This is a genomic window from Ruegeria sp. CI5 (genome assembly GCF_056536885.1).
On the sequence record NZ_JBQFQN010000008.1, the window covers coordinates 58,112 to 70,507 of the forward strand.

The following is a 12,396-nucleotide window of genomic DNA, read 5'->3' on the forward strand; positions in this document are numbered from 1 at the left end:
TCTACTCCGGGAAATGGCTGACGATGATGAACATGACGGTTCCGATCAGCGTGACGATGAAGGAATAAGTGAAGGCCCAAAGGACAAACGGCTGCATCAGCATGAAGACACCCAGTGCAATCAGGATGGTTGCGACCATCTCCCATGGGCCGCGGCGGAGCCGCATCAATCCGGAAAGAAACTCGCTCATTTGCGTACGGCTCCGAATGTAATCCCGCGCAGCAAGTGTTTGCGCATCAGGATGGTGAAAATCATGACCGGGATCAGGAAGATCGTCGCGCCGGCCGCCACCGCGGGCCAGTCCAGGCCGCCAATACCGATGATGGTCGGGATGAACGGCGGTGCGGTCTGTGCATTCGCAGATGTCAGCAGCACGGCAAACGCGTACTCATTCCAGGCGAAGATCAGGCAGAAGATCGCAGTTGACGCGATGCCCGTGGCGGCTTGCGGCAGCACCACTTTGTAGAAAGCCTGAAACCTCGTGTAGCCATCGATAAGGGCGGCTTCCTCGTACTCTCTGGGGATTTCGTCGATGAACCCTTTCAGCAACCAAACCGCCAGAGAGATATTTACCCCTGTATAGAGCAGGATCATTCCCAGATGCGTGTCGCTCAGCCCAAGGTTTCTGAACATCAGGAAGATCGGGATGGCGACAGCGACCGGGGGCATCATCCTTGTACTCAGGATGAAGAACAGAAGGTCGTCCTTGAGCGGGACCTTAAATCGGCTGAACGCATAGGCGGCCAGCGTGCCGAGGAAGATACTCAAGAACGTCGAGCCAAATCCGATGATGACCGAATTCATGAAACGCTCGCCGAACTTGGAGGGCCCAACGATCACCATGTCGTATTGGCGGACGATCTCATCGGCCCAGTTCTGCGGCGGGTTGGCTTCCAGAAACTCCTGCGTTTGCCTGGTGCGCGTGGTGAAAAGATTGACGTAACCTTCGAGCGTTGGGTCAAAGACCACTTTAGGCGGGTAGCTGATCGCGTCGGCGGGGGATTTGAACCCGGTCAGCAAGATCCAGACCAGCGGGATCATCGTGATCAGCGCATAAGTGATGACCAGGAAGCCTGCGATCCATTTGGACCGGTTCGAAGGTTCAGTGACGGAAAAACTGCTCATCGCTGTTTCACCTTGTTCAGGGCTTTGACGTAGATCGACGCAAGGCCGAACACGGTGACGAACAAGATGATCGCATAGGCCGAGGCGTAGCCCGTCCGCCACTTCTCAAACGCCTCTCGCTTGAGATTGATTGAGGTGAGTTCCGTTACAGATCCCGGCCCACCGCCTGTCAGCTGAACAACCAGGTCGAACATCTTGAAGTTCTCGATCCCTCGAAACAGCACCGCGAGCATCAGGAACGGCAGCACCATCGGAATGGTAATCGTAAAGAACTGCCGCAGCTTGCTGGCCCTGTCGATCTCAGCCGCCTCGTAGATGTAGTCGGGGATGCTGCGCAGCCCGGCCAGGCAGATCAGCATCACGAAGGGGGTCCACATCCAGGTGTCAACGATCACGATCGCCCAAGGGGCCAAAGTGACCGACCCCAGCATTTCAAAGCTTGAGGGATCCTTGCCCGTGAACCAGGACACGATGTAGTTGAACAGGCCGATTTGAGGCTGATACAGGAATTTCCAGAAGTTCCCGACGACGGCCGGGGACAGCATCATCGGCAAGACGATGATCGTGGTCCAAAGATCGTTGCCCTTGAATTTCTTGTTGATCAGCCATGCCAGCGTGAATCCGATCAGGACCTGGAAAAAGATCGTCCAGAACAGGAAATGCGCCGTCGCCTGCATGTTCAGCCAGGTGTCTGAATCAGTCAGGATACGTTCGTAATTCCTGAGCCCGACGTCTTTGACCTCGCGCCCGATCCGGTTGGCCTTGTAGTTGGTAAAACTCAGTTGGATGGTCCAGATCAACGGAAAGATGTTGATCGCCAGCAATAGAAAAATCGTTGGGGAGATGAATATCCAGGCGATTGCGCGGTCGGATAATCCTCGGATTTTTCGCGCAACTCGCTCGGGCGTTGCCTGCGCAACGCGATCTACGGTCCTGTCAGACATCTCTTTGCCAGCTCTTGTTGGTTTAGGACTCACGGGTGAAGGTGGAGCGGGATTGCACCCGCTCCTGCCTGTGTCCGGACTACAGCTTGCCTTCGTCTTCGAAGACTTCGGTCCAGTCTTGGATCAGAAGGTCAAGCGCTTCTTGAGCGGTGCCCTGGTCCGCAACCACGTAGTCGTGGATGCGCTTCTGCATCGCCAGCAGCAGTTCCGCATAAGCAGGCTCCTGCCAGAAATCCTGCACCCCGGCCATCGCTTCCAGGAAGTCACCGGCAAACGGCTGGCTGTCAACAAAACCCGGATCTTCCAGTACGGAGTTATGGGCCGAGTAGCCGCCGAGCTCCCACCATTTGGCCTGAACGTCCGGTTGTGCAAACCACTTGATGTACTCAAGTGCGGCGTCCTGTTTGTCAGAATAGCTGACAACCGAGATACCTTGTCCGCCCAGTGTCGAACCTGCCTGATTTTGTGGTGGGTTCACAAAGAAGTCGATCTTGTCGCCGCCGGTATTGGGATCGGCGTAGAGACCCGGGAAGAACGCAAACCAGTTCATCGCCATGGCGACCTGACCGGACTTAAAGGCGTCCAGACTCTCACCCATGTAAGAGTTGGTATATCCCGGAGGCGTCGCCGTTTCGTAGAATTCCTTGTAGAATTCCAGAGCTTCAACCGCTTCGGGCGAGTTCACGGCGCCTTCCATGTCATAGGAACCCGGCGTGTTTTCGTATTTGAAGCCCCAAGGATACAGCGCTCCGGTCACACCCATGGTGATCCCTTCCGAGCCGCGCTCGGTAAAGATGGCTGCCCCATAGACAGTCTTGCCGTCGATCTCACGACCTTGGAAGAACTGCGCGATCTGCAGGAGTTCTTTTTGCGATTGAGGCTCGCGGAGGTCCTGACCCGTCGCCTCTTTGTAAGCGGCTTGGATGTCGGGGTTTTCGAACCAGTCCTTGCGGTAGAACCAGCCATTCGCATCGCCCATCGCTGGCAGCGCATAGTAGTTCGGCGTGCCCTTGGGCCAGGTCGAGTATGCATAGACGGTGGCCGGCGCGAAATCGTCCATGCTGATGCCTTCAGCATCGAAGAAGTCGTTCAGTTTCACGTAGTGGCCATTCTCAGCGCCCCCGCCGATCCACTGGCTGTCGCCGATCAACAAGTCGCAGAGCTTGCCCCCAGAGTTCAGCTCGTTCAGCATCCGATCCGCAAAATTCGGCCAGGGAACAAACTCGAAGTTCATCGTGTGACCGGATTCGGCTTCGAATTCCTTTGAAAGCTCGACAAGCGCGTTGGCCGGGTCCCATGCAGCCCAACAAAGCGTCAGATCTTCAGCATTCGCCTTGGTGGAAAGAGTAGTAGCGGCAAGGACTATTGCGCTGGCCGAGGCCAGTTTTGTGTAAGTCATCCATTCCTCCCTTTTTTCGCCGTCAATCGAGGATGTGCGAATCGCGGCATACCTCCAAGGCTATTTGAGGTACGCACATCAAGTCTAGATATTTTTGAGGTTCGTACCTCAAGCGGACGGTGGTTGACGATTGGTGCTCCTTTAAATCACTGATGTAATGTAATTTTATTCCATTTGGTCGGTGTGCATGTATTTTCAGCAGTGAGGCATTTAAGGGCCGCACCCTCCAAAAGTGGCCCAGCTCACAATCACGGCCATCAAGCGGCCACCGGATTTTGGAACCCGCTTGTGAAGCCCTAGCGGATTATTCGGTCGATACCTTTGAGGATTGGAGATAGCGTCAAACGGCACGGGTCACTCTGGATCGTGCATGACTCGGTTGGACAGGGGCAGACGTATGAATACGCTCTCTATCGTCAGATTGAACCGGTACCCAATCAAAGGCTTGAGTGCCGAGCCGATGCAAACCGTGACGCTGCGGGCAGGGGAGGGGATCCCGGGTGATCGCCTGTTCGGATTTGCGCGCTACAACTCCGGGTTCGACGCGCAGAACCCTCAGCCACTGCCGAAAGATCGCTTTGTTGTTCTGTTGAATGAGGCAGCGCTGGCAGGCGTCGAGACGAGTTTTGATTTTGAGACCCAAGATCTTGAGATCAAAGCGAACGGCAAAACACAAAGCTTCAATATGCGAACACCAGAAGACCGGATGAATGCGGCAAGTTTCCTGTCTTCGGAGATCGGCTTGAAAGATCCCGAATTGCCGGAATTCGTCTCGTCTGCTCCTCACCGGTTTACGGATGTGTCCGTCGTCTCACCAAAAATGATGAACGCGATATCCGTTCTTAATCGCGCGTCGGTGAGAGAGTTGGGTGAAAAACTGAACGCAGAGATCCAGCCAGCGCGGTTCCGCGCGAACATCGAGATAGACGGCTTGCCTTCGTTTTCCGAGTTGGATGCAGTTGGATCAGTTCTGAGATTTGGCGATGTTGAGTTGAAGATACTATCGCGTACGAAAAGGTGTGCGGCCACTGAAGTGAACCCGGATACGGCCGAGCGTGACTTGAAAATACCCTATCTTATTAGGAAGCTGATGGGGCACATGGATATGGGAGTCTATGTCGAGGTGACCAAAGGCGGAACCCTAAGTGTCGGCCAACCCGGGGAAATGCTTGCCTGAATGCCGTCTCCTCAGATTGGCGACCTCGGGAAACCTCTGTTCCATATTCAATCGAGAAAAAGGTCTTCGGTTTTTGGTTATTCGCTGGTTCGCCCGGGGTGGCGATGTCTACGCAGCGAGGCTCCCCTGAGAGCCATATTCCAACCAGTCTCGGTCTTCGGGATCCAGGTGTGCATCCATCATCGCGTCGTAGCTTGCCAGTTCTTCCGCCGTCAGTTTCCCGTGCCATTTGCCGCTCGTTCCGCTGTGGAAAAACTCGGCATCCGACTTGAAGAACCCTTTGCCACCTGAGGGAGCATAGCGTTCTGCTTTGTCCTTCATGTTGTCGAAGGTCGCAGCTTGAACCAATTGATCCATGACTGCCTCTGAATGGGTCGTGCCCAAGATGTCAGCCAGCCTGAAGAACGTTCCTCTCAAGTCCCGGGTCATGTCTGCGTAGTGAAAACGCGATACGTTCGGCCGGTCGGAAAGCGCCGCAGCGGCTTTGTAATGCCGGATGATATGTGCCAGTGGCATCGCATCGGTATCGAACCCTTCCGCCCCGCCGTCCAGAAAGCGGCGGAATGTGATACCTTCTTCATCGTTCTCGGGATACCAGGTGTCAAACCAGGTCATTGGAATGTTTCTGATGTGTTTGCGAAACGAGAAATGCGCATCGAGGGGATGACGAAAAACGCAGATGTACTGTGCTTGATCATCCAGAGGTAACCCATCCATCGGTGTGTGGCTTTTCATGCTGCGCCGATGCTGCATGGCTTCGAGCCGCTCTGCGACTTCAGGCATCTCTCGGATTCGGATGTCTACCCAAGGCATTTTCACTGACAACTCCGTTTCAACTTCGGGATCACCAGAAAACAACAGCGATACGATGGTTTGCATCCAGGTCGTGCCGCATTTCGGAGGTGTCACTACGAACACATCATCGGGGCGGATGCGAACCATATCCCAGCGTCTATTGTCGGTCAGGTGGCCAAGGTAGAGCTTTCGGTTTTTCACGTCTGAAAATTCCTCCGCGCGAATTGGTTCAGGAAAAGTGGAACGAAAGTGAAAGGCGACTGGTTCTCATGGCAGAAAGCCTAAAAAGCCAGTTGCTGCCTTGTTGAGATAGGCTGGCAACAGAATGAGAGCGGAGCAGCACCTATGCGTTTTTCCAAAGACCGCTCAGGGTTCTGTCCAGCAAGCAGCGCTCAATGCCCGCAGAACGAAATCTAGCCGCCGTTCATTCTTTCCCTTGGACTGCGCTGGTCTTCAGTCCAAGGGCATGATTTACCAGCCTGAATTCGACAAACAGTTGTTTGCGAATTCAGGCTGGCGAACACAGCTCACGGCGTCCCGTTGGTGCTATTGGTTCCCGGCACGGCTTGTGAGTTCCTCCATGACATTGTCGAGGTTGAAGCTGCCGGGCTTTTGCCTTGGCGGAAATTCCTCGAAGCTTTGCAGCCATTGCCCAACGAAGGCGGAGGCCGGAGCTATCGCGAACATATGCTCGAGGAACCAGCGCTGGTATCCCATAGCGTTCTCTTCTTCGGCTCGCTCGAACGGATCGCTGCGGAGGTTTGCCAGCATCGGTGCGCGCAAGACTTCAAACGGTGAGAGCCATACATCAAGCCCATGAGCATTCTGCTTCAGGAATGTCACCTTGTACTGTTCGTATCGCAAGGCGGCGACGCTGCCATCATCGGTCCAATAGATGAACTCGCTGCGCGGCCACTCATCCGTTTCACCTGAGAGCGACGGCAGAAGATTGTAGCCGTCAAGATGGGCCTTGTATTGGCGACCGATCGCTTCAACGCCACCATCGAGCAACTTTTCTTTGATGTCTGGCTCACCGACCGCAGCCAGAATGGTAGGCAACATATCCGTATGCGATACTACGCCATTGACCTTCGATCCCGGCTCGATGACGCCCGGCCACTAGATGACCGTCGGGACACGATAGCCACCTTCCCATTGCGTGTTCTTCTCACCGCGGAAGGGTGTCGTACCGCCATCCGGCCACGTGAACGTCTCCGCTCCGTTGTCGGTTGAATACATCACGACGGTGTTGTCGGCGATTCCGAGCTCATCAAGTTTATCAAGCAGTACACCGACATGCCCATCATGCTCGACCATGCCGTCGGGATAAACTCCAAGTCCCGTCACTCCCTCGGACTCTTCCTTCAAATGCGTGAATATGTGCATGCGGGTGGAGTTCCACCAAAGGAAGAAAGGTTTGTCCTGTTCGACGGCTCTATCCATGAAATCCAACGCGCTGGCTGTGACTTCTTCGTCAACGGTTTCCATGCGCTTTTTCGTGAGCGGCCCGGTATCCTCGATCGAGCCATCAGCGGTCGACTTGATCACCCCGCGCGGGCCGAAGTTTTCCCTGAAGGCTTCATCCTTGGGGTAGTCAGGGTTTTCGGGCTCTTCTTCTGCGTTGAGATGGTAAAGGTTTCCGAAAAACTCGTCGAAACCATGGTTTGTGGGTAGGTGCTCGTCACGGTCACCCAAATGGTTTTTACCGAACTGGCCAGTCATGTAACCATGGTTTTTGAGCAGCCCTGCGATGGTTGGGTCTTCGACGGGCATGCCCTCTGGCGCGCCGGGTAGGCCGACCTTGGTCAGGCCCGTGCGGATGGGAGATTGTCCTGTGATAAAGGCCGCTCGTCCTGCGGTGCAGGACTGCTCACCGTACCAATCAGTAAATAGCGCGCCTTCTTTGGCTATGCGGTCGATGTTGGGTGTCTGATACCCCATCATGCCATGGTTGTAGGCACTGATGTTCCAAAATCCAATGTCATCTCCCCAAATAATCAGGAAGTTCATGGGGGGATCATCTTGTGCGGAAACGGTTGTGGCAGCTGCAGCAAATAAGGCCGCCATTATTGTTGATCTTGTTTTGTATTTCATTTTCGTCCTCCCAAAATTTTTTGTTAATACCGAGTAACCTATCACAAAATTGGCGGTTTTGTCGGGGCACTTGCGGTTTTCAGGATTTCGGGCGGAAATGCGCAAGTGATCCAAGAGACCCAATCGACTTTGAAGGCTTTGATTTACGAGCCGGCCGAAACTTTTCTCTGCGCTTCAAGGCATGGTTGATCAAGACGAGTTGCGTCGAGTCTCGGAGCCACGCCAATTCGGTTTTTGGAGCACTTCTTCTGCTTTTGGAGCAAAGAACGGCCTGCTGAACGTTTTTTTGGGGTGTGTTCAGTAAGCCTGTCGGTCGTTCCGGCACATTCGATCCCGTGCGTTGGCGACCGAAAAGCGCCGCGCACCGTAGATCAGCCCGGTCGCCCCGGACGTCGGTGCTGCTGCCGTCCATCCTTTGGCCTATCGCCGGCTTCGGAACGTGGGCGTATGAGTTCTTTGACAACCGCAGTATGGCGACCTGCGTGCCTCCGCCCCCTTGCCGTCGGAACGCCCAAACCGGCTGCGGGATATGATCCGCTGAAACCGACTTCAGCGGATCAAGCGCAGTCGTCAGTTGGTGATTTCTTGCACCTTCATGACCAGTTCGTTCCAGTTTCGCTGGTTCTCGATATCATGCTCGAGCCCTTGTTCATCGGCAATTCGAAAGCGCTTGACCGCCGGCGTCTTGCTAGTCGCCTGGTACAGCCAATAGGCCTCGGCTCTCAACGCCTGGGAAATAGGTTTGTCGATGGATTCGTAGACCATCTGCTTGCACGCGTTGATGGATTCGGCGGGGAACTGGGCAATGCGCCTGGCCAGAGCATCGACATAGGGACCGATCTCGTCGGAATCCAGCGCCTTGTTGATGGTGCCCATGCGCTCGGCATCGTCGGCATCGTAGTCCTGCGCACTCAGGATGATTTCCAATGCCCGGCCAAGTCCGGTTTGGCGCGCCATGCGAGAAGCTCCGCCGCCGCAGGGCAGGATACCCATGCCAACTTCCATCTGCATGAACTTGAACCGTCCACGTGCTGCAAAACGCATATCCAGCGCGAGTGCGAGTTCGTGTCCGCCGCCACGGGCGAAGCCTTCAAGCTTTGCGATTGTTTCCTGCGGGACCTTGCTCAGCCGTTCGCACACGGACTGCAGGTCCAGCAACTGGGCGTCTTCACGCGAGACGGCTTCGGTCGAAAGATCCTTGAGCAACTCGGTATCGTAATGACAGACCCAGATTTCGGGGTTCGCCGACTGGAAGATCACCACTTTGGTTTCCCGGTCCCGCTCCAGCCGCATCGCAAGGCTATTGAGGTCGGCCAGCATCTCCTGGCCCTGAACATTGACCGCTCCGAAGTTGAACGTCACGGTGGCGATTGCATTCTCGACTGCGACGTCGAAGGTCTGGAAGTTTTCGTATTTCATTGGACAGTCCTCTCCTGTCCTCGTCATCAAAGATGCGAGGGTTTGCGTGAATTGGCAGGGCGCGGGAGTGCGCCTGGCTCAGCCGTAGTGGCGGATAGTGTCTTGAATGGCCTTCATGACGTCGGCCGCGTGTTCGGACTTCAGCGCTGCGGGGTGCGGGTCTGCAAATGTACCGCCGTCATTGTCGAAATAGGCGCCCGACGCCTGCGCGAACCGATCGCTAAGTGCGGCGTCGATCAGGATGTCGGCGCCGATGTTGAGGTCGTTGCCGGCGACTCCGAAACCGTCCTTGACCATTTTGGACGCCAGCAACGAACCCGGATTGACCGCGATCAACGCCGGTCCATCGGGCAGGGCGCGGGCCTGTTCGCGCGTCCATATCGTGATTGCCAACTTGCTTTGCGCATATGCGCCCATATCGGCCAATCGCGTTTTGCCGGTCAAAGCATCCAAAACCACAGGGGCCTGGGCGGCCGAGGACAGGTTCACGACGCGGCCAGTCTTGGGAATGATCGGAAGCAGAAGTTCGGTCAGCAGATAGGGCGCGAACGTGTTCACGACGAAGCGGATATCGAGACCGTTTTCGAGAGTGGTCTGCGGAGCCTTCAGGACGCCGGCGTTGTTGATCAGCACATCCAGCCGGTCGTGATTAAACCGGATGGCCTCCGCCAAAGACCTCACGGCTGATAGGTCGGACAAATCGGCGCTGTAGGTTTCCGGCTGTCCTCCAACCTCCTGGGCGGCTGCCTCCAGCTTTGCAGAGTTCCGCCCGTGCAACAGAACACGGTGACCGTCAGCGGCCAGTTTCTTGGCGGTGAGCAGTCCGATACCATCGGTTGCGCCGGTGATCAGAATGGTTTTGGTCATGCGATCCGTTCCTTATGAAAATTCCGGCAAGATCGTATCCGCCAGGCGTTTGAGTGTCGGTTCGATGGCCGCCTGGTTGAAACGCAGATTCAGGGCGACGTGATTCATCCCGATCTCACGTATTTCAGCCAAGTAGCGGCGCAGGAAATTCGAACCCGACTGGAACCCCAGATGTATGGGACGTGCGGGGGCATTTGGGTCTTCCAGCAAGGCGACATAGAGCGACTGCATCACCGGTTTGTCCGGTTGCCCCAGTGCTTTCAGACGGTTCCGGTAATCGGCCACCGCGCGCCCCTGTGATGCCGCGTCGCGCGGATAGGTCATCCATCCATCGCCGTTTTCAGCCACCCAATCCGGGGATTGTCGACTGCCGCCCGTGATCAACAGCGGCAGGCGCGATCCCGAGGGTTTTGGCAGAAGGTCAATGTCGCCGGGCAGATGCCCCTGCAGGCTTTCATGCTTGGGATAGGGTGTTGCCGTCGCACGGATATAGTCGACACTGTCGCGGAACCGCTCACCTCGATCGGGGAAGGATTGACGCATTGCCGGATACTCTTCCGGTCGATCGCCGGACGCCACACCCAACAGCAGACGGCCATCGGACAACACATCCGCCGACGCGGCTGCCTTTGCCACATGGGCCGGATGGCGCAGGGGCAAAACGATGCTGGCGGTCCCCAGGGCAATGCGATCCGTCGCGGTCGCTAGCGCACCCAGATAGACGAACGGGTCAAAGATCTGGCCGGGGTCCCCGAAACTTGGAACATTGAACGGCACGTCGCGCAGCCAAAGCGCGGCAAAGCCCAGAGACTCGGCCAATTGCGCGGCCTTCATGTGGCCCTTCATCGTCGGCTCGGATCCCACCGGGTAGGCCTCAAGCGGCAATACCAGCCCGAGCGTCAGCTGATCCGGTCGAAATACCTGACCGTAGGCCTTGTTGATCGGGGCAAAGGACAGGTTTTGGTTTTTGTCCAACATGATGGTTCCTTGCTCAGTACCGCACCAAAGTGCGGGTCTCGATGCTCTTCCGGATGGTGGTGACGGTCGGGTCCTCGACCATATCGAGCGCGCTGTGCGCGACGGAAGGCAACCCCCGATTGTCGTAGATGTTGAAAATCGCGATTTCATCCGGGCTCATTCGAGACAGATTGACCCAGTCATGCCGTGCATTCCCGACAAGCCCCATGATCTGCCCTTTGCGGTCAGGATAGATCAGGTCAAGCAGGATCCAGTCTTTGGGTTCGACGGACGAAGGACGGACAAACCCCAGCGGCGCGCTGTTGATCGGGTGACCGACCGGCCGCCATAGATTGACAAAGGCATAGTGCCCTTTGCTCCACTCGGCCGCCCGCTCGGCGCCAAGCAAATCCTCCAGCCGTTGCCGAGCGCCGTCCGCGCTGTAATCGCTGTGGACATTGCGCGCCGGCTTGCGCGTCGCCTTTGGGTCGTCCACGCGCAAGGTATGGTCAAAGATCACGACCTCGCGAACGCCGATCTTTGCGGTCAGCAGTTGAGCCAGTTCGTGTTCGTAGGGCCGTTTCCACTGATCCCGGGAGAAATCGCGGATCGCACTGGGCGCATTCAGAAACTCGACGCCATCGGGGTCAAAGCGCAGGGGCCGCCCGGATGTCCGCATATCCGTCAGGCTCACCTGTGTCGGTAACAGTTCAGGCGAAATCAGGTTGCCGACAATGCCGCCGGCGTCCAGTTGGAACGCCTGCCGTTCAGGTTTGTGAACGTGATAGTTTACGATACCGGATCGTTGCATCTGAACCCTCACTGATTTGCGGATGACGCAGCCCCTGGCTTTATCGACGTTGGCTCAGAACCAGTTCACGGTTTCGGCCATCGGGCGGCGGGTCTTGGGGAATTGCGGATCGCTGGCGCGATACCCGAAGGCAAACATCACCGCGGGTTTCCATTTCGAGGTATCCACCCCGAAATGCTCGGCCAGAGTCTGGGTGGTGAGTTCCATGTCAAACCCTTCGATGGGGCAGGAATCTACACCCATCAAAGCAGCGGTCGTCATCATGTTGGCCAGAACGATGTAGGCCTGTTTGCCGGACCAGTCGGTGATTTCGCGTTCAGTGGTGATGCGATGGTCGGTTGACTGGAACTTGCCATACGCACCGTTGAATAATTCGATGACGTCCTCGGGCAGTTGTTTGACCTTGCGATAGTGGTCCTGCAGATAATCAGACCCAGCGGTCATGGTTGCCGCAGTGCTGGCCAGAATGATGCCAAAGTGGCTGGCTGTCCCCAGCTGGCCGGAGCTGCCGTTCATCATGCCATTGGCGCCCCAAGAAAACTCGCGCAAAAGCTCGCGTTTGTTGGGCGATTGGATGACAAGAATCTTGAATGGCTCGTGCCCGAAAGAGGTGGGCGACAGGCGGCCAGCTTCAAGAATGGTTTCGAAATCGGCGTCGCTGATCTTTCGGTCGGGATCAAAGACCTTTGTCGCGTGCCGGAAATTGAAGGCTTCGAGGATCTGAGACTGAACGTTCGGGCGAACGGACATTTGTGGCTCCATTTGGTTTGTCTTCCGTGGAGCCAGAAATATCACTTGTAGAATCCGA

The 12,396-nt window shown here is 56.2% G+C and carries 13 protein-coding genes; 1 reads left to right on the forward strand and 12 read right to left on the reverse strand.

Features of this window, described 5'->3' with window-relative positions:
- Nucleotide 1: 1 nt before the first annotated feature.
- The 4 genes from ACR0BA_RS17885 to ACR0BA_RS17900 all read right to left on the reverse strand — a co-directional run bounded on the left by ACR0BA_RS17885 (nt 2) and on the right by ACR0BA_RS17900 (nt 3,468).
- Nucleotides 2-190 (reverse strand): hypothetical protein, encoded by a 189-nt coding sequence (locus ACR0BA_RS17885; RefSeq protein WP_093965435.1) that lies wholly within the window; start codon nt 188-190, stop codon nt 2-4.
- The gene (locus ACR0BA_RS17890; RefSeq protein ID WP_010442361.1) at nt 187-1,125 is read right to left on the reverse strand and encodes a carbohydrate ABC transporter permease; all 939 of its coding nucleotides are present in this window, start codon (nt 1,123-1,125) and stop codon (nt 187-189) included. Before ACR0BA_RS17890 ends, ACR0BA_RS17885 begins: the two co-directional genes overlap by 4 nt.
- Nucleotides 1,122-2,069, reverse strand: coding sequence for a carbohydrate ABC transporter permease (locus tag ACR0BA_RS17895; protein ID WP_170332156.1), 948 nt, complete (start codon nt 2,067-2,069; stop codon nt 1,122-1,124). The genes ACR0BA_RS17890 and ACR0BA_RS17895 overlap by 4 nt, the downstream gene beginning before the upstream one ends.
- A 79-nt stretch (nt 2,070-2,148) precedes the next feature.
- A complete protein-coding gene (locus ACR0BA_RS17900; RefSeq protein WP_093965439.1) occupies nt 2,149-3,468 on the reverse strand; it encodes an ABC transporter substrate-binding protein in 1,320 nt (439 codons plus the stop codon).
- Between the two features lie 397 nt (nt 3,469-3,865).
- Here ACR0BA_RS17900 and ACR0BA_RS17905 point away from each other — a divergent pair, with 397 nt between their 5' ends.
- Entirely contained in the window at nt 3,866-4,645 is a 780-nt protein-coding gene (locus ACR0BA_RS17905) for an MOSC domain-containing protein (RefSeq protein ID WP_480729252.1), read from the forward strand.
- Nucleotides 4,646-4,753: 108 nt separating this feature from the next.
- Here the strand turns inward: ACR0BA_RS17905 and ACR0BA_RS17910 are convergent, their stop codons facing one another.
- The 8 genes from ACR0BA_RS17910 to ACR0BA_RS17945 form a co-directional block, all read right to left on the reverse strand.
- Nucleotides 4,754-5,641 carry a sulfotransferase domain-containing protein gene (locus tag ACR0BA_RS17910; RefSeq protein ID WP_480729253.1) on the reverse strand — a complete coding sequence of 296 codons (888 nt, stop codon included), beginning with the start codon at nt 5,639-5,641 and terminating at the stop codon, nt 4,754-4,756.
- Nucleotides 5,642-5,986: 345 nt separating this feature from the next.
- A complete protein-coding gene (locus ACR0BA_RS17915; RefSeq protein ID WP_480729254.1) occupies nt 5,987-6,502 on the reverse strand; it encodes a hypothetical protein in 516 nt (171 codons plus the stop codon).
- Between the two features lie 57 nt (nt 6,503-6,559).
- Nucleotides 6,560-7,534: a sulfatase-like hydrolase/transferase gene (locus ACR0BA_RS17920; RefSeq protein ID WP_480729256.1), complete on the reverse strand. Its 975-nt coding sequence runs from the start codon at nt 7,532-7,534 to the stop codon at nt 6,560-6,562.
- Between the two features lie 570 nt (nt 7,535-8,104).
- A complete protein-coding gene (locus ACR0BA_RS17925) occupies nt 8,105-8,953 on the reverse strand; it encodes an enoyl-CoA hydratase/isomerase family protein (protein WP_480729258.1) in 849 nt (282 codons plus the stop codon).
- Nucleotides 8,954-9,031: 78 nt separating this feature from the next.
- On the reverse strand, nt 9,032-9,820 hold the full coding sequence (locus ACR0BA_RS17930) for an SDR family NAD(P)-dependent oxidoreductase (RefSeq protein ID WP_480729260.1): 789 nt from the start codon (nt 9,818-9,820) through the stop codon (nt 9,032-9,034).
- A gap of 12 nt (nt 9,821-9,832) precedes the next feature.
- Nucleotides 9,833-10,798, reverse strand: coding sequence for an LLM class oxidoreductase (locus tag ACR0BA_RS17935; RefSeq protein ID WP_480729262.1), 966 nt, complete (start codon nt 10,796-10,798; stop codon nt 9,833-9,835).
- A gap of 13 nt (nt 10,799-10,811) precedes the next feature.
- The gene (locus ACR0BA_RS17940; protein WP_480729263.1) at nt 10,812-11,588 is read right to left on the reverse strand and encodes a CmcJ/NvfI family oxidoreductase; all 777 of its coding nucleotides are present in this window, start codon (nt 11,586-11,588) and stop codon (nt 10,812-10,814) included.
- Between the two features lie 54 nt (nt 11,589-11,642).
- Nucleotides 11,643-12,338: an NAD(P)H-dependent oxidoreductase gene (locus ACR0BA_RS17945; protein WP_480729265.1), complete on the reverse strand. Its 696-nt coding sequence runs from the start codon at nt 12,336-12,338 to the stop codon at nt 11,643-11,645.
- Nucleotides 12,339-12,396: the final 58 nt, after the last annotated feature.